Here is a 23,015-nt window from a genome sequence, read left to right as displayed (position 1 = left end):
ATTTAAAAACTATGAGGAGGTTTATTTCAATGTCTACAGAAAAACGATTGGATTTTTTTGAAAGGTATTTAAGTTTATGGGTGGCACTATGTATTGTGATTGGTATTGGTTTTGGCAAGGTGTTCCCTGGGGTGGTTGATTCACTGAGTAAAATGGAAATCAGTCATGTGAATTTACCTATTGCTATTTTAATCTGGCTGATGATTTATCCCATGATGCTAAAAATTGATTTTTCAGCCATCCTGAAAGTCGGCGACAGACCGAAAGGACTATTCATCACTTTGTTTGTCAATTGGTTAGTAAAACCTTTCAGCATGGCACTGTTAGGCTGGTTCTTTTTTAAATATGTTTTTATTGGTTTGATCGGTGAGCAAATGGCCAATGAATACCTTGCTGGCACTATTATTCTAGCGGCGGCACCTTGTACCGCTATGGTTTTTGTGTGGAGCTATCTGACAGATGGTGATCCAGCTTATACACTGGTCCAGGTGGCCATCAATGATTTGCTCATGCTGGTTTTATTTGCACCGATTGTTATGTTCTTATTAGGGGTTTCCGATATTATCGTTCCTAAAGATGTCTTGTTTATGTCTGTATTGTTGTATATTGTCATTCCGTTAGTAGCGGGTTATATTACCAGACGTGTCTTGATTCCTTCCCGTGGTGAAGAATGGTTTAATGACAAAATATTGACTCCCTTAAAACCAGTAACCATTATTGCCTTGCTGGTAACCTTGGTTATTATCTTTGCTTTCCAAGGAGAAGTCATTACCAATAATTGGTTTAGTATTATTCTGATTGCCATCCCAATTATTATTCAAGTTTACTTTAATTCCTCCTTAGCCTATGGTTTAGCCAGGTATTTTAAAGTGCCACATAATATTGCCTCGCCTGCGGCACTCATCGGGGCTAGCAATTTTTTTGAATTGGCGGTTGCGGTTACTATTTCCTTATTCGGCTTAACGTCAGGTGCGACACTGGCCACTGTTGTCGGCGTATTGGTGGAAGTGCCAGTCATGTTGTCAGTATGCAGCTTCTGCAATCGGACTCAGCACTGGTTTGATTTTGAATCAAAGCCGACAAAAGAAAAAGCCTAGAGACTGTTTCTAATATTGGTAGTCCCACACTGTTTGGCAATATCTGAGGATCGGATGAAACTGGAACCTGCTATTTCAAACGTAGCATTGCTCCTAACGCAATTGGTTTCTCAACGAGAATGTCAAAAATAAACGATGGGGTCTGGCTCTTTATGTGACTGAGAAATGCATATTGGATTATATGGACAAAATTAAAGCCCTAATATATGATTGTCTATGAATATAGACATATACTAGGGATGCTAATACTTTGTTTGATTTGATAGTAAAGGAGGTAGTCACATTGAGTATAACACGAATCGTAAAAGCATTAGGGGATGGAACCAGACTTAGGATTGTGAATTTATTACGAGTTGAAAATTTATGTGTATGCGAGATTGAAGCCATACTCCAAAGTAGTCAGTCTAACGTGTCTAGGCATTTGGCAAAACTTCGCGATGCGGGTATTATTTATAGTGAGAAAAAATCACAGTGGGTATACTATGGCATTAACGTAGATATAATAAAAGAGCATTCCTTTATAAAAACTTTATTAGATGAAGACTTTGCCAAACATCTTCAATATCAACATGATATAGCTACGCTAAAAACGTATCGTGAACAGAACTTTGAATGCGGGCCGCTAGAAATTACAAGTGCATAACAATTGTAATTATTAAATACTATATGAGTATATTTTGATATAGGCATGTATGCTTATCGTAAGTCAATAAATTAAAGGGGCGATAAAAATGAGTAAAATTGAAATTTTTGATCCAGCAATGTGTTGTGCAACAGGAATTTGTGGACCTGGTATAGATCAAGAGCTTTTAAGAGTGGCTACGACTGTGAATACTCTTACTAAGAAGGGCGTTACGATCATTCGCTATGGTCTTTCTAGTGAGCCACAAGCCTTTGTCGATAATAAGAAGGTAAATGAGTATTTGATGAAGGAAGAAGTGGAAGTTTTACCGATTACAATCGTAGATGGAGAAGTGGTTAAGACCAGGAGCTATCCTACAGCGGATGAATTTGCTCAGTGGTCAGGCGTATCGAAAGATGAAATAGCCGCCGCTGCTGCTGAAAAAGAGAATGGCTGTGGTTGTGATGAAGGTGGATGTTGCTAAATAGAAAGCAGGAGGACATTTCATGTATAAATTGTTCAATCCAGATAATATAAAGCTGACAAAGTATTTATTTTTTACCGGCAAAGGTGGGGTCGGAAAAACTTCGACAGCCTGCGCCACTGCAATTACCTTAGCAGATCAAGGTAAAAAGGTTTTATTAGTCAGCACCGATCCAGCATCGAATTTGCAGGATGTTTTCGGTATCAGCCTTACAAGTAAAGGCACTCCCATTCAAGAGGTACCTAATCTTGTGGTAGCTAATCTGAATCCGGAAGAAGCAGCGAAGGCTTATAAAGAATCAGTAATTGCACCTTATAAAGGTAAGCTTCCAGCAAGTGTTTTACAAAACATGGAGGAGCAGCTTTCCGGGTCTTGTACCGTGGAGATTGCAGCCTTTAATGAGTTTTCTAATTTTATTACCGATGAAAAAACACAAATAGAATATGACCATATTCTATTTGATACGGCGCCAACGGGTCATACCTTACGGATGCTGCAACTACCATCTGCATGGAGTAATTTTATTAGCGAAAGTACCCATGGGGCATCTTGTCTGGGGCAATTGTCGGGTCTGGAAAGCAAGAAAGAAGTATATAAGAATGCTGTTAACACCCTTGCTGATGGTAAAATGACAACATTAATTTTAATCTCTAGACCTGAATATTCTCCACTGCAGGAAGCAGAACGAGCCTCTAGAGAACTGAAGGAATTAGGGGTTCATAATCAGCTATTAGTTGTGAATGGTGTCCTGGAATTAGATGTTGAAAATGATGAAATCGCAGATAAGCTATATGCTAAGCAACAAGAGGCATTACGGAATATACCTGAATCTTTACGTGATACTTTGACCTATAAAATTCCATTACGCGCCTATAATATAACAGGAATTAAAAATATCAGAATGCTGTTAAAAGAAGATTATTTAGAAAGTCAAAATTATAAGCTAAATAAAGAAGAATTGCCTAAAGTCAAAGCTTTAATTGAGGACCTTTACGCATCGAAAAAAAGAGTAATCTTCACTATGGGAAAAGGTGGGGTCGGAAAAACTACCTTAGCAGCGGCGATTGCCATCGGCCTTGCTGATAAAGGGGTAAAAGTACATTTAACAACCACCGATCCGGCAGACCATTTGAAATTTGTAGTAGAAGAAGGTCATGGAATTCGGCTAAGTAAGATCGACGAGAAGGAAGAACTACGTAATTACACGAAAGCTGTTTTGGCAAAGGCAAGAGAAACAATGGCAGATGAAGACATTGCATATGTAGAAGAAGATCTTCGCTCTCCCTGCACACAGGAAATCGCCGTATTCCGTGCTTTTGCTGAGATTGTAGATAATGCGGATGATGAGATTGTGGTGATTGATACGGCACCTACCGGTCACACGTTGCTTTTGTTAGATGCTACACAAAGTTATCATAAAGAAATACAAAAATCCCAAGGCGATATACCAGAAGCCGTGAAAAACTTATTGCCGAGATTACGAGATGAAAAAGAAACAGAAGTAGTTATTGTAACCCTCCCAGAGGCTACTCCCGTATATGAAGCAATGCGATTACAAGAAGATCTAAAAAGAGCAGGTATTAATAACAAATGGTGGGTTATTAATTCAAGTTTATTCATGACGAACACCCAAAGTCCATTGTTAAAAACAAAATCCTTAAATGAAATTCCATGGATCAATAAAGTGGATGAAATATCCCACGGAAACTTTGCTGTAATTCCATGGAAAGGCGAAGAAATAAAAGGCGAAAAATTAGTAGACTTAATCAGATAAATGGTAAAGAAACGCTAATGAATTAGATCAAAAGGGGCTGTCTCAAATTTTTATTTTGAGACAGCCCCTTTTATGTAGCTATGGTATCAGGATTGTGTATTATACATACCTTTGCTTTGCATGTATTGGAAGATCCCTTGACCATGTCCTTGTTCTTCTTTTTGTATGTGGTTAAGAGCTTGACGTGCATTAGGATCAGCAAATTCGAAGATCGCCGTATCATAGGCTCCAGAGACAAATTTTTCAGTCATTAACATATCCGTACAGAGAGTACTGTCGCTTTGACTAATAGCTCCCTGAGAGGATGATGAGGTTGTAGTTGGGGTGCTTTGCACGGATTGCTGGTTTTGCTGTGAAGTCATATTGGGAATTTGACCGTTTAGCATTTGGTTGACAGTATTTAGGTGCTGCTGCTCTTGTCCAGCGTAGGAGTTAAACAACTGCTTTAGAGCTGGATCTTGGGCTTGGTTAGCATAAGACTGGTACTTCTCTATACAGATCTGCTCATGCTTTTTTTGATCTTCCAATAAAGATTTTTCCTTTTGGGTTAACTGTAGCGTCATATATATATCACCTCCTGCTACTATTTTGTTTCATAACTTGAATTTTATTCATGATTGTAAAAGAAGGTTAGTTATAAAAAGAACACAGAGAGCACAAAGAATATCGAGAGTAGAATTTTCTGCCGATTTCTTCGTCTGTGGCAATATGTAAGGCTACCACATCATTGCTAATGCTTTTAGCATAACTTAAGAGTTTCAGCTACGACACTGGTGGGGGTAGCGATGAGAGCGAGTAGAAAAAAAAGTTATAAGCGTTTAATTTAAAAGGCACCGGAAGTATCCGGTGCCTTTAGAGTGTATATGCTTATACTTAAGGGTAGAGGGGAAGCTTTGCATAAGAGGTTTTAATCGCGACGAGGCCAGCACTGTTGACGGGGCCAGCACTGTTGACGGGGCCAGCACTGTTGACGGGGCCAGCATTGTTGACGAGGCCAGCATTGCTGACGAGGCCAGCATTGCTGACGAGGCCAGCACTGTTGTTGACGGGGCCAGCACTGTTGTTGACGGGGCCAGCAAGAAGATGACGGACCGCACCCTACAATAACGACTCGTTCATCATCGTCATCGTCATCCCAGTCAGTCATTTCTGGTCGATCCCACTTAGGTCTTTGTTCGCTATTATCATAATAATCATCATCATCGTCATAATACATATTTTTATCCTCCTTTTTAGTCTAACGATACTCGCTATATCGAGGTTACCACTCACCGGTATAAGGATTATAGGAACAGGCAGCAGGAGGGGCCAGCCATGACTTATTGGAATCGTTGCCTTGGGCTAACGGGCGACAATCCGTGCAAGCATAGCGATATTCACAGTCCTTACATTTTTGGATTTGATTTTTGGTCGTATGCCAGCATTGTTGTAGTGGGTGATCCGTAAGTACATCAGCTAATGAATGCGTAAGAATATTGCCGCATACTTGATTTCTTGCAAAGATGCAAGGTATGACATCACCTGTGGAGGTAATCGCAATTTTTCCTGCTAGGCATTGGCAGTAGGTCTGAGAAGCCGTAAAAGAAGCTTCGTCAGTGTAAAAGGGCGGTTTAATAGGCGGCTTGGTAAAAGTAGTTGGAAGTAAATGTTGATCATCTCCTCTGCCGGTGGGGCGAATCACATCGGGATACGCATCGGGCATGCCCAATTCTTCATAAAGCTTAAGAATATTGGGTACTTCGTGTTCGTTGGCTTTCATAATAATAGAAGCAATGCGTAAAGGAATCTTAGCTTCTAATATTTTCTTGATGGCAGTCATGGTTTTCGTAAAGCTATTAGGATGCAAGGTTACGCTGTCATGGACGGAGGCGTTATTAGCATAAATGGTTGTAGCGATATTTACATTATATTGTTTAAAGAAATCGATACAGCTATCATCAACTAATGTAGCGTTTGTAAAGATTTCGATATATTCATAGCCGATTTCATGAGCCTTGATGACTAGGTCACGCCACTTAGGGTACAGTAATGGCTCACCGCCAATAAATTGAATATCAGTAGCTCCTGCTGCTTTTGCCTCTTCTATAAGGGAGAGCCAGCGGTGATGAGGTACGAGATCCAATTCCTTGCGTGAAGGGCCACTTTCTGAGTAACAGTGTAGACACTTGCTGTTGCAGGCTGCTGTTAGTTCTAACCACAGAAACTCAAGTTTTGCAGGGCAGTCTGGTAAGGAGCGCTCTGGCAAAGAAGTAGAAGATGTTTCATGAAAAAATCCTAAATCTTTTTGTTCTAGCTTATTTAAGAAATTCATGTATTGCGTGCTTTCAGTAGATGACATATCCCAAAGATCCTCCAAGGCGTTGCTTTGGCAGGCGCTGAGTAGTTGTGCTGCACTTTGGTTAATGGAATGAACCTTTCCTGTTTTAAAGTCGTAGATTGCACCACGAGCAGCACCTTTCACTAATTTGCAGTGTTTTTGTAAGTTATAATACAACAGATCAGCCTCCTTTTATGGTGGATTTATTACATAATATGCAAAAACGGTATCTTGGTGTGTATCATCTTATAAAAAACAATCACATGTTGACAAAAAATAAAATTACATATATAATTAATAAGGCTATTGGTGACAGTAAAATATAATATGCGGAAGTAGCTCAGTGGTAGAGCATCGCCTTGCCAAGGCGAGGGTCGCGAGTTCGAATCTCGTCTTCCGCTCCATAGAAATATTGAACTCGGCAGTTATTGCTGGGTTTTTTGCATATATCTTGTTTTTGTTATTTACTTATGGTATCATATGGGGTATGACATTCTAAAGTGTAGTGATTTATGTCTAAAGTAAAGAATTTATTTGAACTAACATAGAAAACATGTTAAAAATGGTAATACTATTTTTGGCGTTACACATAATGTCGCCAACTAATTACATAGGGAGGATACAATACGAAATGAAAGCAACAATGGAGAAAATAGACAATCATAAAGTGGTCTTTGAAATTGAAGTGCCTCAAGTAGAAGTAGCAAAAGCAGTTGAAAAGGCATATCGTAAATTATCTAATAAAGTAAATATTCCGGGGTTCCGTAAAGGAAAAACACCTCGTCGCATTTTAGAAATGCATATTGGTAAAGAAGCACTATTGGATGAAGCTTTTGAAATCATGGCTAGCCCTGCGTATGCTCAAGCTCTTGAAGATAATAAAATTGAACCAGTAAGCCGCCCTCATATTGATGTTGTTACCTTAGCGGAAGATAAAGATTTACTCTTTAAAGCTACTGTAGTGGCAAAACCAGAAATTGCTTTGGGACAATATAAAGGATTGAAGATTGCTGCAGCAGTAGAAGAAGTTACAGAAGAAAAAATCAACGCAGAAGTGGAAACGATGCGTAATAGTCATGCCAAAATGGTAGTAGCAGAAGATGCAGTTATTGAAGATGGTGATTTTGCTATTATTGATTTTGAAGGATTTGTAGATGGTGTAGCTTTCCCTGGCGGAGATGGCAAAGCCTATCCGTTGCAAATTGGTTCAAACACGTTCATCCCTGGCTTTGAAGAACAAGTAATTGGTGCAAAAGCCGGTTCTGAAATTGATGTAAATGTAACCTTCCCTGCGGAGTATCACGCTGCTGATTTGGCAGGCAAAGAAGCTGTATTTAAAGTAAAAGTTCACGATGTAAAACGCAAAGAACTGCCAGCATTGGATGATGAATTTGTTAAAGATGTAAGCGATTTTAATACGGTAGAGGAATTAAAGGCTGACATTAAGAATAAATTAGAAAAGGCTGCTAGTGAAAAAGCAGATCGTGATTTCCGTAATGAAGCTATTAAGCAAGCTGTGGAAAATGCCACAGTGGAGATTCCAGACGTTATGGTGGAAGACCGTATTTCAAAAATGATCGAAGATTTAGGTGCCAATTTAGAAAGTCGCGGAATGAAGCTTGATGACTATATGAAATACATGAACACGGACATAACAGCATTACGTCAAAACTATCATGAATCAGCTGTAGCGAATGTTAAAACTGATTTACTGCTGGAAGCTGTTGTAAAAGCTGAAGCACTAGAAGTAAGTACTGAAGAAGTTGATGCTGAAATTGCTACGATTGCTAAAGGATACGGCGCTGAAATCGAAGATGTAAAAGCGATTATCAACGGACAAGGAAAAATGTCTACTGTATTTGATTCCATATTACGTAAAAAAGCAGCTCAACTGATTATTGACAGTGTAGAAAAAGAGTAATAGAATAATAAATCAATAGAGGTGTTATGCTATGAATTTTGTACCAATAGTAGTAGAGCAATCAAGTCGTGGGGAACGGTCCTATGATATTTTTTCCAGACTCCTAAAAGATCGAATTATCTTTATTGGTGGTCCCATTGATGATAATGTAGCAAATCTTGTCATTGCCCAATTACTGTTTTTGGAATCGGAAGATCCTGAGAAGGACATTCATGTGTACATTAACAGTCCAGGTGGTGTAGTGACAGCTGGATTGGCTATCTATGATACCATGCAGTATATTAAACCAGACGTTTCTACCATTTGCCTTGGTTCAGCGGCAAGTATGGGAGCTCTATTGCTTACTGCAGGTGCAAAAGGAAAGCGTTATGCACTTCCGTATGCCCGTATCATGATTCATCAACCTTTGGGTGGAACCCAAGGGCAGGCTACCGATATCGAAATTCATGCTAGAGAAATATTGCGACTTAGGGAACTTCTTAACGGGATTCTTATTCAACACACTGGACAGACAAAAGATAAAATTGAGCATGATACAGAACGTGATTTCTTTATGTCTGCAGAACAGGCTAAGGAATACGGTCTGATTGATGCTGTAGTTGTCCGTGGAGAAAAACGTCATGAAAGTCCCAAATAAAGAGGTGATATAGTATGTTAAAATTTGGGGATGACAAAGGTCAACTCAAATGTTCTTTTTGCGGTAAGTTGCAGGAACAAGTTAAAAAACTGGTAGCTGGTCCTGGTGTATACATTTGTGATGAATGTATTGAGCTGTGTAATGAGATTATTGAGGAAGAACTAAGCGGAGAGATTGATATCGAGCTTCGTGATGTTCCAAAGCCTAAAGAAATAAAAGATATTCTTGATCAATATGTAATTGGTCAGGATGCTGCTAAAAAAACATTGGCTGTAGCGGTGTATAACCATTATAAGCGTGTTAATTTTGGCAGTAAAATGGACGATGTGGAATTACAAAAGTCCAACATTGTAATGCTTGGACCAACTGGTAGTGGTAAAACGCTGCTGGCCCAGACATTAGCCAAACTGCTAAATGTACCTTTTGCTATTGCCGATGCAACATCACTTACAGAGGCTGGATATGTTGGAGAAGATGTGGAAAATATCTTGCTAAAACTCATCCAAGCGGCTGATTATGATGTGGAGAAAGCAGAAAAAGGCATTGTCTACATTGATGAAATTGACAAAATTGCCCGTAAATCGGAGAATCCGTCAATTACTCGTGATGTATCTGGGGAAGGTGTGCAGCAGGCACTTCTAAAAATTCTTGAAGGTACTGTAGCGAGTGTGCCCCCTCAGGGAGGACGCAAGCATCCTCATCAAGAGTTTATTCAAATTGATACAACCAATATCCTGTTTATTTGCGGTGGTGCGTTTGATGGTATTGATAAATTGATCAGCGCTCGTACAGGCAAGAAGAACATGGGTTTTGGTGCTGAAGTCAGAAGTAAAGGTAAAAAGAATATTGGCGATTTGTTACAACAAATTCTGCCGGAAGATCTTTTAAAGTTTGGTCTTATTCCAGAGTTTGTCGGTCGTTTACCAGTAGTGGTAACTTTAGATGCTCTAGACGAACAAGCTTTGGTACGCATACTGTTAGAGCCTAAAAATGCTCTAGTAAAGCAATATCAAAAATTCTTAGAGATTGATAATGTGCAACTTGAATTTAAAGAAGATGCATTAGATGCCATCGCTAAAGAAGCGTTGAAGCGCAATACAGGAGCACGGGGGCTTAGAGCGATTATTGAAGGCATTATGTGCAATGTGATGTACGAAGTACCATCTCGTGCAGATGTAGCAAAATGTACTGTAACAAAAGAAGTGGTCTTAAGTAAAGAAGAGCCTATATTAGTTACAGTTGATCGTAAATCTAAGAAAAAAGAAGAGTCGGCATGAAGACGACTAATGGAAAAGGAGAGACATTGTCTCTCCTTTTTTATTTACTGTTTTTTACAGGATAAAATCAAGTTGTTTGCCTATACTAAATTCAGAATCAGAATTGTTGGGGAGGAGGTTTTGGATCAGTGGATTATGCGATAAATATTGTTACAGTAATACAATTCTTTTTTGCAGTTGTCATCGGATTGTATTTTTGGAATTTACTGCGATCACAACAAGGAAACCGTGTAGCAGTTGAACGAGAATCAAAAAAAGAAATTGACAAATTGCAGAAACTAAGATCAATCTCATTAACGGAACCTTTATCAGAAAAAACTCGACCCACGACTTTTGCTGAAATTGTTGGGCAAGAAGACGGTTTAAAAGCATTAAGAGCAGCTTTATGCGGACCTAATCCTCAGCATGTGTTAGTGTATGGACCGCCAGGGGTTGGTAAGACAGCAGCAGCAAGGCTGATACTAGAAGAGGCTAAGCGCAATAGTTTATCGCCTTTCTCATCGAATGCAAAGTTTATTGAAATGGATGCTACGACAGCTCGTTTTGATGAACGTGGAATTGCAGACCCTTTAATTGGTACAGTGCATGACCCCATTTACCAAGGAGCAGGTCCTTTAGGGGTGGCTGGCATTCCTCAGCCAAAAGCTGGAGCGGTAACGAAGGCTCATGGTGGATTGTTATTTATTGATGAAATTGGTGAGTTGCATCATATACAAATGAACAAGCTGCTAAAAGTATTAGAGGATCGTAAAGTGTTTTTAGAGAGCTCCTATTACAATAGTGAGGATACCAATATTCCAAGTCACATCCATGATATCTTCCAGAATGGTTTGCCAGCTGATTTTCGTTTAGTGGGGGCGACGACTCGTATGCCTCAGGATATTCCTCCTGCTATTCGTTCGCGATGTGTAGAAATATTTTTCCGTCCCATATTAGCCGATGAAGTGAGCAGGATTGTGTATAATGCTGCTAAAAAACTTAATTTTCCGATTGAGGACAAAGCCGTTGAAGTGATTAAACAATACTCTACCAATGGTCGTGATGGTGTTAATATTGTGCAAATTGCTGCAAGCGTTGCGATTAATGAGTCTAGGCAGTCCATCACTTGTAAAGATGTAGAATGGGTCATAAATTTTGGACACTATAGCAGACGACCGGAAAAGAAAGTTCCTGATGCCCCTCAAGTTGGCTTCGTCAATGGATTGGCAGTACATGGAGCTGATATAGGGGCAATTACGGAAATTGAGGTAACGGCTGTTTCAGGCACTGGGAAACTTACCATAACTGGCGTGGTTGATGAAGAAGAATTAGATGTGCCAGGTCGTACCATACGCCGTAAAAGCATGGCGAAATGTTCTTTGGAAAATGTTATGACTGTACTTTCCAATTGTTTTAAAATGGATATACATAGCTATGATATCCATGTGAATTTTCCAGGTGGAGGTCCTGTGGATGGTCCTTCAGCAGGAGTGACAATGGCAGTTGCAATCTATTCTGCCATTAAGGGGATTCCCGTTGATAACAAAATAGCTATGACAGGAGAACTTTCCATTCGCGGTTTAATTCGCCCCGTAGGTGGAGTAAGTGCCAAGATCTATGCAGCGGAGCAAGCTGGAGCGTGCCGGGTATTGATACCAAAAGACAATTGGCAAGAGTCCTATCAGGGTTTATCTGTTCAAGTCATTGCAATTGAATCCCTTGAAGAAGCTATCGAACATGCTTTAATGAAAACAGTCGATAGACTCCACAAAGATAATATAATACCTCAGTCTGAAATTTTAGCAGCAGCAGGTATGGAAATTTAAGTTTATAAAGGTGGTAAGGTTATGGATAGAATTGCTTTAATACTGGTCATTGTAGGGGCTCTAAATTGGCTTTTAGTGGGGCTATTTAAATTCGATTTAGTAGCCACGATTTTTGGCGGGCAAACTTCTTTCTTAAGTCGTATTATCTATGTATTAGTGGGCTTATCAGGCATCTGGTCCATCAGTTTTCTAAATAGAGGTAGAAGGTCAGCATAAGATATTGCAGGTTAGCAAGATAGCCTTCTACATAAAGAAGGCTATCTTGCTATTAAAAATTAAAATGTTTTTAATAATACTCTGAATTCATCACCATCCAGGCATTCTTTTTCTAACAATAAGGCGACTGCCGCTTGTAGAGTGGCTTGACGAGTAGAGAGAATGGTATAAACATACTGCTCCGTTTCCTTTATAATGGATGTTATAGTAGCATGTAAAAGATCCTTTGTAAGATCTTCTAAGGATATGATGCCTAATGTTGACATACCATTATGAATAATCTCTTTTGCTAAGTCGATTGCCTGCTTAAAGTCATTGGATGCACCTGTACTACGATTGCCTAAGTTTATTTCTTCAGCGATGGCTCCAGCAAGTGCTACTGCAATTTTATTTTTAATGACATCCAATGTATATAAATACGTATCATCTAATGTTGTTTGTCTTACATAACCTAAGGCATTACTGCGAGAAGCAATGTTAATTGTTGCCACAGAACCAGGTCGTGTGATTTCACTTACTAATGCATGTCCTGCTTCATGGATAGCAATACGTTGTTTCTCCAGTGTGTTCGGTCTTCTATCTAATTTTTCACCCATGATTACTTTATCAATCGCACTTTGAAAGTGCTTAGATGTGATGGTTACCTTTTCTTCACGCAGAGCCAGAATTGCTGCTTCATTGGTTAAGCTTTCTAAATGGGCTCCTGAAAAGCCAAAGGTATTTGCGGCAAGTGTTTCTAATGAGACATCTGCTGCTAATGGTTTATTTTTAGTATGCAGGCTAAGGATATGCAAACGTCCTTTTTTATCAGGCAGTTCTACTTTTACATGTCTATCGAAACGTCCTGGGCGCAGTAAGGCTGAATCAAGGATGTCGATGCGATTGGTAGCGCCAATAATTAATATCTTAACGCTGTCATCAAAAGAGAGACCATCCATTTGTACCAAAAGTTCATTTAGGGTTTGGTCATATTCTGTATTACCTGCATTCTGGCCCCGTTTTCCTCCCAGAATATCTAATTCATCAATGAAAAGAATTGCACTATCTTTACGTTGCTGCTTGGCGAGGGATTTGGCAGATTGGAACAATTGACGTACACGCTGTGCACCAACCCCGACATACATTTCTACGAATTCTGAGCCACTAGCCGAAAGGAAAACGGAATCTGTAAATTGAGCTGCTGCCTTTGCTAAAAGGGTTTTCCCCGTTCCTGGTGGACCATTTAATAAAACGCCCTTTAGTGGACGGATGCCTAGATGGCTAAGACGAGTTGAATCTTTTATAAATTCTACGGCTTCTCGTAATTCTTGCTTTGCCACTTCTTGGCCGCCAATGTCATCAAATTGGATGAGGGAAGAGGCAGATAGTCCCTTCTTATTCACAGCAAAGGACCTCTTTGTAACGTTAGCATAATAAAAGTAGATCCCAGTAATGATGAGTGTTGCAACAAAAAATACTAGGATACCATCAAATCCCTGCCAAAGCATAAAAAGGAGAAGGCCTGCGACTGTACCTATACACAACTCTGTTAAATACATTTATCTCACCTCTTTGTCATCTAATTGTCTGGGGATTACCTGATAGAGATTCCCCGTTGCAGTGGTGAGCTGAAGATATAGATAATTAGTATCTATATATACTTGTACTTTTATATCAGCAGCAATGGCCTTTTCTTGAATGCTGTTATACATGGTGCTAAAGTTTCCTGTGGCGAGCCCTTCAAAAATTTGATGATGAATGGAATAATAAAACTCCTCCAAGGCGGGGGTCTTATGGTCATGAAGGATGAGTTTATATCGTTTGGTCCCGATGTTTGTCTTAATGGTGTGATTGATACTCTCGTAAGTTGTTTGCAGATTATTGATATTGCTAAGGGTCACATGAATTTCTAAAACGGTTTGAGCTTTGTCTTGGTTGTTTAAGGTTACAGATTCCACACCTTCAATTTCTTCTATGGCCAATGTTAATGGTTTCGTCATTGTGTGCTGTTGCCAAAAATAATAGCTGCTGCTGGCAGCAGCGAAGGTGAATAGGACACAGATGATAATAATTGACCAGTTGTATTTTTGCCAATTCATATATTTTCCCCTCTCAAATACCATGATCAAGAAGCCTTGCCCTGTGAAATCGTCACTTTCCTAAAAGAGAATCTTGACTTAGCTCTTGGACTAAATCAATGAATAAAACCTATCTAGTTAACATAATATATTATACTATTGATTACAAATGGTGTAAAAGGTAAAATTCTACTATTTTCTGCGTTTTTTATTTTCTACAAAAAGGATTTTTGCAGGGTAAATAAGAATATTTATAAATGTTAAGGATGAAAATAATAGTAATAGGATAAGGACAATTTAAAGGAGATTAATTTTATGTTGAATAAAGTACGCACCATACCGCTGCTGCCCCTTAGAGGCATCTTAGTTTTCCCATATATGATTATCCATCTTGATGTAGGTCGTGAGAAATCGATTAGTGCATTGGAAGAAGCCATGGTAAATGATCGCTTCATTATGCTCGCTACACAAAAAGATGCGCAGAATGATGCACCAACGCCAGAGGAGATCTTTACATTTGGGACCGTAGCTGAGGTTAAACAACTATTAAAGCTGCCTGGTGGTACGATTCGAGTACTAGTAGAAGGATTGCACCGTGCTGAAGTAATAAAGTATACGGATTCGGAAAACTTTTATCAAGTAGAAGTTAAGGAATTTGATGAGCCAGAAACACGTACTCTGGAAATAGAAGCCTTAACTCGTACAGCCATTGCCCATTTTGAGCAATGGGTGAAGTTGAGTAAAAAAATTCCACCGGAAACTTTGGTTTCGGTTGTAGTCGTAGAAGAACCAGGTCGTTTAACGGATCTAATTGCCAGCCATTTATCTCTTAAAATTGAAGACAAGCAAGCATTGCTTGACGCTGTTGATGTAAAAGAACGCTTGGAGAAATTATGCGAAATTCTTGGGCGTGAGATGGAAATTCTCGAGTTGGAAAAGAAAATCAGTGTTCGTGTGCGTAAACAAATGGAAAAAACACAAAAAGAATATTATTTGCGTGAGCAGTTAAAGGCGATTCAAAAAGAATTAGGTGAAAAAGACGATCGGGCAGCTGAAGTGGAAGAATACAGAAATAAGCTCAAAGAGCAAGAGTTTCCTAAGGAAGTTGCAGAAAAAATTAATAAAGAAATTGAACGTCTTGAAAAAATGCCTGCGATGGTGGCGGAAAGCGCTGTTATCCGTACCTATCTTGATTGTTTATTGGCACTGCCTTGGACCAAAGAGACTGAAGACATGCTGGATGTTAATAACGCTGAAAAAATATTGAATGAAGATCATTATGGTTTAGAAAAAGTGAAAGAACGTATCTTAGAATATTTATCGATTCGGAAATTGACAGAGACCATGAAAGGACCAATTCTCTGCCTTGTGGGGCCTCCCGGTGTAGGAAAAACGTCTCTGGCTCGTTCGATTGCTAAAGCAATGGATCGAAAATTTGTCCGAGTCTCTTTAGGTGGCGTAAGAGATGAAGCTGAAATTCGCGGCCATCGCCGTACTTATGTTGGAGCCCTGCCTGGTCGAATTATTCAAGGGATACGTACTGCTGGTTCAAAAAATCCAGTATTTTTGTTAGATGAAATTGATAAAATGAGTGCGGACTTTAGAGGTGACCCGTCTGCCGCGTTATTAGAGGTTTTAGATCCGGAGCAAAATAATACATTTAGTGATCATTATGTAGAAGTGCCTTATGATCTTTCTAGAGTTTTATGGGTAGTAACAGCGAATGTGATGCATACTATTCCTCGGCCGCTGCTCGATCGTATAGAAATTATTAATATTCCTGGTTATACGGAAGAAGAAAAAGTCGAGATTTCAAAACGCTATTTAGTTCCTAAACAAGTTCGGGATCATGGCTTAACGGATAAACAGATTGTTTTCTCTGATACTACCTTACAAAAAATCATTGGTGATTATACTCGAGAATCAGGCGTGCGTGGCTTGGAACGAAATATTGCTACGTTATGCCGTAAAGTAGCGCGTCAAATTGTGCAAGAAAAACGTACGAATGTGAAAGTAACGGCACAAAATTTGCACACCTATTTAGGTGCCCCTAGATATCGCCATACCCAGGCTGAGCGTCAGCCCCAGGTAGGAGTAAGTACAGGACTGGCTTGGACTGAAGTCGGCGGAGATGTTCTTGCAATTGAGGTTTCTGTTATGAAGGGCAAGGGTAAATTACTACTGACAGGTCAACTGGGTGAGGTCATGAGAGAATCAGCACAAGCAGGCTTTAGCTACATTCGCACTCGTGCTCAGGAATTGGGTATTGATGGAAATTTTCAAGAAGAAACAGATATCCATATTCACTTACCAGAAGGTGGTATCCCTAAAGATGGACCTTCAGCAGGCATTAGTATGTCCACAGCAGTGGTCTCAGCGTTGACTAACAGGGCTGTGCGGAGTGATGTTGCAATGACGGGAGAAATCACCTTACGAGGACGAGTTCTGCCTGTAGGTGGCATTAAAGAGAAAGTATTAGCTGCTCATCGTGTTGGTATTAAGACGATCATCATGCCGAAGGAAAATAAACGAGATATAGACGAGATACCTGCAAATGTAAAAAGACACTTAGAATTCGTATTGGTGGAACACATGGATGAGGTGCTAAAAGCGGCATTGGTGAGCAAAAGTGAGTAGTGAAGTAATAAAGAAAGATATGAATATTACCAGTGGGCAATATATCGCTTCAGCTGTAAAAATTGATCAGTATCCCGAAGGTGAACTACATGAAATTGCATTTATGGGGCGCTCCAATGTAGGTAAATCTTCATTGATCAATTCATTATCAAGACGTAATGGGTTAGCGCGTACAAGTGGCAGCCCAGGGAAAACCCAAACCCTTAACTTCTATAAGTTGATGGCTAAACTCAGTGATACGGATAAACGTGATTTTTTTCTGGTAGATTTACCTGGATATGGCTATGCCCGTACAGGTAAATCCAATCGGCAGCAATGGGCAAAATTTATTGAAGAATATTTATTAAAGTCTCCCAGGCTGCAACTGGTATGTCAGTTAATTGATATTCGCCATGATCCGATGGATAGTGATATCAGTGCCTATAAGTGGCTAATTGAAAATGATGTACCAGTACAAGTGATTGCAACAAAAGCCGATAAACTCAATCGAATGGCTGTAAAAAAGAATGTGGAAGCAATTCGTAAAGGATTAGGAATGAAAGGTGATCATATTATTGCCTATTCTTCAGAAAAAGGTTTAGGACGTCCAGAGTTACTTGACGTAATTGGGCAGATTCTGTTAAAATGAAATATAAATGCAAAGGAGAATAGCATCGGCTGTTCTCCTTTTTGATGGAATAACTTTACAATTCACTGCTGATTTTGAGCAATGGAGTGGACTTGGTGCAATCCAGGTTTTTTTCTTTTAAGGTATATAGAATGGAATTTTACAAGATGGATACGTTTACTTTGTATATATCAATCAGAATGTTATTTATTACTAAGCGCCGTTACACTTACCATGTTATGGCATTCTGACTGTTTCATAGGGTATTTGGTACAAAATAAATAAAAAGGAGTTGTTTATGCTTACTGCATTTGATAAGAGTTTATTGAATATTATTCAAACCGATTTATCTTTTGAGAAGCGTCCTTTCGCGTTAGTGGCAAAAAAACTAGAAACAACGGAAGCAATCGTCATTGAAAGACTAAAGTTTTTAAAAGAGCAAGGATTCATTCGCCGCATCGGTCCTTTTTTTGATTCTACCAAGCTCGGTTACATTGGCACCTTAGTGGCATTGGAGGTAAAAGAGGAGTGTCTTGCCCAAGTGGCGGGCGTTATTAATTCTTATTATGGGGTTACTCATAACTATGAACGTGAAGCAGATTTAAATCTGTGGTTTACGCTATTAAGTCCAAACCTTTTGAAACAAGACGAAATATTAGAAACCATTCGTAATCTTGATGGTGTCGTGCGGTTGCTAAATCTGCCAGCTACTCAGAAGTTTAAAGTGAGTGTACAGTTTTCTTTAACCTAGAAAATGTGAGAGCGGACTTCAAATAAGCTGGAAAAGAGGTGACTTATGCTGGATGAATTAGATAAAAAGATTATCGTGATTATGCAGGAAGACTTTCCCTTAGTAGCTGAACCTTATCGGGAAATAGCAGAAAGGTTAGGGATTGATGAAGATGAACTTTTAGGAAGATTGAAAGGATATCGTCAATCGGGCAAGATTCGTAAAATGGGAGCTGTTCTTAGACATCGGGAAGTTGGTTATGCAGCGAATGCATTATGTGCGTGGATTGTTCCTGAGGAGCGTATTGCTGAAATCGGAAAAATGTTGGCAAAAGATGCAGTAGTATCCCATTGCTATGCGAGGATATCCCAACCTGGCTGGCCCTATAATTTTTACACAATGCTTCATGCTCATACTCGTAAGGACTGTAAGGTGCTAGCGGAAGATATCGCTAAGCGCACAGGATTGCAGGAATATGTCATGTTATTTAGCACAAAAGAATGGAAAAAAATTAGTATGCAATATTTTAAAGACTAATCATCAATGATAAGCGGTAGTAGCAGCACATGGATTGTACATGTGCTGCTACTTATTTTGAGTATTTTAGTATTTAATATAGTGAAAAAAGTAATTTATTATTGAACAGTAAAAAAAGAGGGGATTAATTAGTAGGTGTAGAAAATTGGAAAATAAAATAGAATAAAAATTCTGTATTTTGAGATAATTTCCTTGAAATTGATAAAAAGACATTATTTATTTAGGAGGTGCATAACTTGTAATGATTTATATAAAACTAAACGGGGGATGAGGAGGTGATAGTAATATTACTTGAAGCTCATAAGGCATTATTATATCCTTCATCTAATAGTTAATAAGGTAAAAAGAAAGGGGTGTTACTGAATGAATTGGACGCAAGTATATGATCCTATGCAGAATCTTGCTCTTTCATCATTATTGGCAGCTATTCCTATTATCGTAATTTTTTATTTATTGGCTATTCGACGGTCTCCTGGACAAATTGCTGGCGCCTTAGCGTTAGTTTCTGCTATATTAGTAGCTATTTTTGTTTATCAAATGCCTCCAGGGTTAGCGATTACCTCGGCTGCTATGGGAGCTTTATATGGAATATTTCCTATCTTCTGGATCGTAATTACGGCTATCTTTATTTATAACCTTACAGTAGAGACGGGACAATTTCAAATTGTCAAAGACTCTATTGCGACGATTACGGATGATAGGCGTCTGCAAGCTCTCTTAATTGCTTTTGGTTTTGGTGCTTTCTTGGAAGGGGCAGCAGGATTTGGAACCCCTGTGGCGATTTCTGCTGGTATGTTGGTGGGGCTTGGCTTTAATCCCTTATATGCTGCAGGATTATGTTTGATTGCCAATACTGCTCCAGTAGCTTTTGGCGGCATTGGTATTCCTATCATTGTTGCTGGTCAAGTTACAGGACTCGATACTATGAAAATTAGTGCCATGGTAGGAAGACAGCTTCCGTTTTTATCCATTATTATTCCGATTTGGTTAGTGGTATTGATGTCGGGCTGGAAGGCTGCAAAAGAAGTATTGCCTGCGTGCTTAGTGGCGGGTATATCCTTTGCTGGCGTACAATGGTTTTCATCTAATTATATTGGGCCAGAACTCCCCGATATTTTATCTTCACTTGCTTGCATCGTTGCTTTAACAATATTCCTAAAATATTGGAAGCCAGCAAACATCTGGCGATTTGAAAATGAACCAGCACCGACTCTTGTTGCTGACAGAGCTGCTTTGACTCTTGGCAAAGTTCTAAAAGCATGGTCTCCATTTATAATTTTAACAGTAATGGTCATTTTATGGGGATTAAAACCGGTGGTAGCATCATTAAATACTGTATCTGTTAATTGGATAGTGCCGGGTCTTGATAAACTTGTTACACAGGTTGCACCTATTGCAAAACAACCAGTAGCTTTAGCGGCTCTTTATAAAATCAATTGGTTAAGTGCTGCAGGTACAGCATTATTTATTGCAAGTATTCTTACAGCTGCCGTTCTAGGTGTTGGTCCTAGTCGATTTATTGCTGTTTTTGCGAAAACCTTCAACCAGTTATTGAAACCTTTGATCACCATTCCTTGTGTTCTAGGTTTAGCTTATGTTATGAATTACTCAGGAATGAGCTCTACTCTAGGTCTATTTTTAGCTGGATCAGGCTCCTTGTTTCCATTTTTCTCGCCATTCTTAGGATGGTTAGGAGTATTTCTAACAGGGTCGGATACTTCTGCTAATGCTTTATTTGGTAATCTGCAATCCGTTACGGGTCAGCAGATTGGTGTTGATCCAATTTTAACAGTTGCAGGTAATTCATCAGGTGGTGTTTGCGGCAAGATGATTTCTCCACAAAGTATTGCTGTAGCTACCGCAGCTACAGGATTAGTTGGCAAAGAAGGCGACTTGTTTAGCTTTACAGTAAAACATTCTCTAGTCTTGGCTGTGATTGTAGGTCTCATAACCTATGTACAGGCTTATTGGCTCAATTGGATGATCCCTTAATCTTTTAAAGTATACGAAAAGATACTGGGTTGAGAGTTTTCTCCACCCAGTATTTTTATGGTACTATAGTGAATTTAGCAAGAGAAATTGCCATTTCATATGATAATTTGACATATTGCGTTAAAAAGAATTCTCGAAGGTTGTCATAAAATTAAAAAAAAGCAATAGACGTAAAGACAGATAATAGTGTATTATAGTAACAGACTTTGCGTGTAGGTGATTAAAATAGTGAATAAAAATTCGATGTTTGATGTTGTAAAAAGTGATTTGATGTTATTGGAAACGGAATTACTTTCTGTTATACACTCTCCCGAAAAATTAATAACGGATATTAGCAAACATTTAGTAGAAGCTGGTGGCAAACGATTACGTCCTGCTTTATACTTTATGTGCACCAAAGGCCGAGTAGCTGATATGGAAAAAATAATGCCAATGGCAGTTGCTATTGAATTAATCCACATGGCTACTTTGGTTCATGATGATGTAATTGATAATGCAGCAACTCGTCGCGGGAAAGCAACTGCTAACTCTTGTTGGGGCAATCATTCATCGGTATTAATTGGTGATTATTTATTTGCTAAAGCTTTTTCCCTAGTGGCAAATAAGGTTAGTAACGAAATGCTTAAAGTATTGACAGATGTTATCTGTTCTATGTGTGAAGGTGAAATTAATCAGAATCGAAGTACCTTTCATGCAGATCAAAAAGAAAGTGATTATTTAGGACGTATTGAACAGAAAACTGCGAATTTTATTGCTGCTAGCTGTGAGTTAGGTGGTTTGGCAGTGGGACTGTCTGCTGAAGAAACGAAAGCCTTACGGGAATATGGATACTCATTAGGAATGGCTTTTCAAATCACAGATGATATTTTAGATGTTACTGCATCTTCAGAACAAATTGGTAAACCTGTCGGTAATGATTTAAGGCAAGGGATTGTAACATTGCCTATCATTTATGCTTTGGAGCATAGCTCACATAAGGATGAGTTACGAGAGATTGTCCAAACTAAGAATATGTCGGAAGAGAAAATTAAACGTGGCTTGGCGATTCTTCATGAAACAGATGCAATCGAGTATTCCTACAGCCGTGTTGCAGATTATTTAAAATATGCACGTAATGTTATACCTGTCAACATATTGGGAGAACATAGGGAAGCATTTATTGCAGTAGCTGATTTTGTAGGTTTGCGTAATTATTAAATTTTATGGGTAGTATATAGATAACATTTATGTGAAAGTTTTTGTTATAAATGCAGAAGACTTGGTGCGGGCCAAGTCTTTTCTTTTTAGAGGATTTTAGGTATAATAGGTAAATAAGTTCTACTTAGAAAGGGGTTATGTATCGATGTTTAGTTTCAGCATGCCTGAATTAGTATTAATATTAGTAATCGCACTTGTTGTTTTTGGCCCTGGCAAACTTCCAGAAGTCGGTAAAGCTTTAGGTAGAGGTATTCAGGAATTTAAAAAGGCTACAACTGGAGAGATAAAGCAAGATCCTATAATAAAAGAAGAGAGTAAGACAGAAGAAAAAAAGTGAGGAATACTCAATGTCGGATATAATAAGTACGGATAAGGATGATGATCAGCTTGAGGATGATGCTATTGACAACGGAATGTCTTTAGTGGAACATCTGCAAGAATTACGACGCAGGCTGATTATTATTATTATAGCTGTAGCTGCGGGGAGTCTGATTAGTTATTTTTATGCTGCCGAATTAGTACAGTATATTACGGCTCCTGCTGGTAAGTTGTATTATATGAGTCCGGCGGAAGCCTTTTTTACTTATATAAGAGTATCTGTTTTTGCTGGTTTCCTATTAGTGTTGCCGATTGTGCTGTATCAAATTTGGGCGTTTGTCGTGCCAGCATTAACGAAGAAGGAGCATATGGCTTCTCTTATTTTAGTGCCTTCCTCTGTACTATTATTTTTTATAGGACTTGCCTTTTCCTATGCTCTTGTATTACCAGCGGGAATTAAATTTTTTATGGGATTTGCTACAGAAAATCTTCAGCCTTTGCTATCTTTAGGCGAGTATTTGTCTTTTGTCATCTCCTTTTTACTGCCCTTTGGTTTTATCTTTGAGTTACCGTTATTTATCATCGTTATGGCTAAATTTGGCCTCATAAGTTCGAGCTTTTTAACTGGCAAGCGTAAACATGTTTTAGTGTTATCATTTGTGATAGGTGCTGTTATTTCACCTACTCCAGATATTTTTTCTCAGACTATGGTGGCTGTGCCTGTGATTGTATTATATGAACTTAGTATTTTGATTGTAAAATATCTTTTAAAGAAATAATATTCGTGAAA

The 23,015-nt window shown here is 38.9% G+C and carries 21 protein-coding genes and 1 tRNA gene; 18 read left to right on the top strand and 4 right to left on the bottom strand.

Annotated elements, in window-relative coordinates:
- Positions 1-29: 29 nt before the first annotated feature.
- From arsB to arsA, 4 genes are all read left to right on the top strand, one after another.
- Entirely contained in the window at positions 30-1,097 is a 1,068-nt protein-coding gene (gene arsB, locus LMF89_RS09520) for an ACR3 family arsenite efflux transporter (protein WP_229534853.1), read from the top strand.
- 283 nt (positions 1,098-1,380) lie between these two features.
- Positions 1,381-1,740 carry an ArsR/SmtB family transcription factor gene (locus LMF89_RS09515; protein WP_229534852.1) on the top strand — a complete coding sequence of 120 codons (360 nt, stop codon included), beginning with the start codon at positions 1,381-1,383 and terminating at the stop codon, positions 1,738-1,740.
- 88 nt (positions 1,741-1,828) lie between these two features.
- Positions 1,829-2,203 carry an arsenite efflux transporter metallochaperone ArsD gene (gene arsD / locus LMF89_RS09510; RefSeq protein WP_007952667.1) on the top strand — a complete coding sequence of 125 codons (375 nt, stop codon included), beginning with the start codon at positions 1,829-1,831 and terminating at the stop codon, positions 2,201-2,203.
- A 22-nt stretch (positions 2,204-2,225) separates the two neighbouring features.
- On the top strand, positions 2,226-3,977 hold the full coding sequence (gene arsA / locus LMF89_RS09505) for an arsenical pump-driving ATPase (protein ID WP_229534851.1): 1,752 nt from the start codon (positions 2,226-2,228) through the stop codon (positions 3,975-3,977).
- An 86-nt stretch (positions 3,978-4,063) separates the two neighbouring features.
- Here arsA and LMF89_RS09500 read toward each other — a convergent pair whose 3' ends face one another.
- Together LMF89_RS09500 and LMF89_RS09495 are read right to left on the bottom strand one after the other, a co-directional pair.
- Positions 4,064-4,540: a spore coat protein gene (locus LMF89_RS09500; RefSeq protein WP_229534850.1), complete on the bottom strand. Its 477-nt coding sequence runs from the start codon at positions 4,538-4,540 to the stop codon at positions 4,064-4,066.
- A gap of 698 nt (positions 4,541-5,238) precedes the next feature.
- Positions 5,239-6,471: a radical SAM protein gene (locus LMF89_RS09495; protein ID WP_229534849.1), complete on the bottom strand. Its 1,233-nt coding sequence runs from the start codon at positions 6,469-6,471 to the stop codon at positions 5,239-5,241.
- A 152-nt stretch (positions 6,472-6,623) separates the two neighbouring features.
- Between LMF89_RS09495 and LMF89_RS09490 the strand changes: the two genes are divergently transcribed.
- The 6 genes from LMF89_RS09490 to LMF89_RS09465 all read left to right on the top strand — a co-directional run bounded on the left by LMF89_RS09490 (position 6,624) and on the right by LMF89_RS09465 (position 12,150).
- Positions 6,624-6,698 (top strand) — tRNA-Gly (locus LMF89_RS09490).
- Positions 6,699-6,925: 227 nt separating this feature from the next.
- On the top strand, positions 6,926-8,215 hold the full coding sequence (gene tig / locus LMF89_RS09485) for a trigger factor (protein ID WP_229534848.1): 1,290 nt from the start codon (positions 6,926-6,928) through the stop codon (positions 8,213-8,215).
- A 31-nt stretch (positions 8,216-8,246) separates the two neighbouring features.
- Positions 8,247-8,852, top strand: coding sequence for an ATP-dependent Clp endopeptidase proteolytic subunit ClpP (clpP, locus tag LMF89_RS09480; protein ID WP_007930604.1), 606 nt, complete (start codon positions 8,247-8,249; stop codon positions 8,850-8,852).
- A gap of 14 nt (positions 8,853-8,866) precedes the next feature.
- Positions 8,867-10,129: an ATP-dependent Clp protease ATP-binding subunit ClpX gene (clpX, locus tag LMF89_RS09475; RefSeq protein WP_229534847.1), complete on the top strand. Its 1,263-nt coding sequence runs from the start codon at positions 8,867-8,869 to the stop codon at positions 10,127-10,129.
- A gap of 128 nt (positions 10,130-10,257) precedes the next feature.
- Positions 10,258-11,934, top strand: coding sequence for an ATP-dependent protease LonB (gene lonB, locus LMF89_RS09470; RefSeq protein WP_229534846.1), 1,677 nt, complete (start codon positions 10,258-10,260; stop codon positions 11,932-11,934).
- 21 nt (positions 11,935-11,955) lie between these two features.
- Positions 11,956-12,150 carry a DUF378 domain-containing protein gene (locus tag LMF89_RS09465; RefSeq protein ID WP_007930600.1) on the top strand — a complete coding sequence of 65 codons (195 nt, stop codon included), beginning with the start codon at positions 11,956-11,958 and terminating at the stop codon, positions 12,148-12,150.
- Between the two features lie 59 nt (positions 12,151-12,209).
- On the opposite strand, the gene LMF89_RS09460 is transcribed toward LMF89_RS09465, so the two are convergent.
- Both LMF89_RS09460 and LMF89_RS09455 read right to left on the bottom strand, forming a co-directional pair.
- Entirely contained in the window at positions 12,210-13,532 is a 1,323-nt protein-coding gene (locus tag LMF89_RS09460) for an AAA family ATPase (protein ID WP_229534845.1), read from the bottom strand.
- Between the two features lie 156 nt (positions 13,533-13,688).
- The gene (locus LMF89_RS09455; RefSeq protein WP_229534844.1) at positions 13,689-14,228 is read right to left on the bottom strand and encodes a hypothetical protein; all 540 of its coding nucleotides are present in this window, start codon (positions 14,226-14,228) and stop codon (positions 13,689-13,691) included.
- 294 nt (positions 14,229-14,522) lie between these two features.
- Between LMF89_RS09455 and lon the strand changes: the two genes are divergently transcribed.
- From lon to tatC, 8 genes are all read left to right on the top strand, one after another.
- Positions 14,523-16,844: an endopeptidase La gene (gene lon, locus LMF89_RS09450; protein WP_007930596.1), complete on the top strand. Its 2,322-nt coding sequence runs from the start codon at positions 14,523-14,525 to the stop codon at positions 16,842-16,844.
- On the top strand, positions 16,837-17,472 hold the full coding sequence (gene yihA / locus LMF89_RS09445) for a ribosome biogenesis GTP-binding protein YihA/YsxC (RefSeq protein WP_007952695.1): 636 nt from the start codon (positions 16,837-16,839) through the stop codon (positions 17,470-17,472). Before lon ends, yihA begins: the two co-directional genes overlap by 8 nt.
- 277 nt (positions 17,473-17,749) lie before the next feature.
- Positions 17,750-18,202 carry a siroheme decarboxylase subunit alpha gene (ahbA, locus tag LMF89_RS09440; protein ID WP_229534843.1) on the top strand — a complete coding sequence of 151 codons (453 nt, stop codon included), beginning with the start codon at positions 17,750-17,752 and terminating at the stop codon, positions 18,200-18,202.
- A 45-nt stretch (positions 18,203-18,247) separates the two neighbouring features.
- Entirely contained in the window at positions 18,248-18,718 is a 471-nt protein-coding gene (ahbB, locus tag LMF89_RS09435) for a siroheme decarboxylase subunit beta (RefSeq protein ID WP_229534842.1), read from the top strand.
- Between the two features lie 363 nt (positions 18,719-19,081).
- The gene (locus LMF89_RS09430) at positions 19,082-20,710 is read left to right on the top strand and encodes an L-lactate permease (protein ID WP_229534841.1); all 1,629 of its coding nucleotides are present in this window, start codon (positions 19,082-19,084) and stop codon (positions 20,708-20,710) included.
- A 243-nt stretch (positions 20,711-20,953) separates the two neighbouring features.
- Positions 20,954-21,907, top strand: coding sequence for a polyprenyl synthetase family protein (locus LMF89_RS09425; RefSeq protein WP_229534890.1), 954 nt, complete (start codon positions 20,954-20,956; stop codon positions 21,905-21,907).
- Between the two features lie 145 nt (positions 21,908-22,052).
- Complete coding sequence (gene tatA / locus LMF89_RS09420; RefSeq protein ID WP_007952705.1) at positions 22,053-22,244, top strand: twin-arginine translocase TatA/TatE family subunit; 192 nt, start codon at positions 22,053-22,055, stop codon at positions 22,242-22,244.
- A gap of 10 nt (positions 22,245-22,254) precedes the next feature.
- On the top strand, positions 22,255-23,004 hold the full coding sequence (gene tatC / locus LMF89_RS09415; RefSeq protein ID WP_229534840.1) for a twin-arginine translocase subunit TatC: 750 nt from the start codon (positions 22,255-22,257) through the stop codon (positions 23,002-23,004).
- The last annotated feature ends 11 nt before the right edge of the window (positions 23,005-23,015 follow it).

The organism is Pelosinus baikalensis (genome assembly GCF_020819555.1).
Taxonomy (GTDB): Bacteria; Bacillota; Negativicutes; order DSM-13327; family DSM-13327; genus Pelosinus; species Pelosinus baikalensis.
The sequence above is the reverse complement of the archived record's forward strand: the minus strand, read 5'-3'. Positions and strand labels throughout refer to the sequence as shown.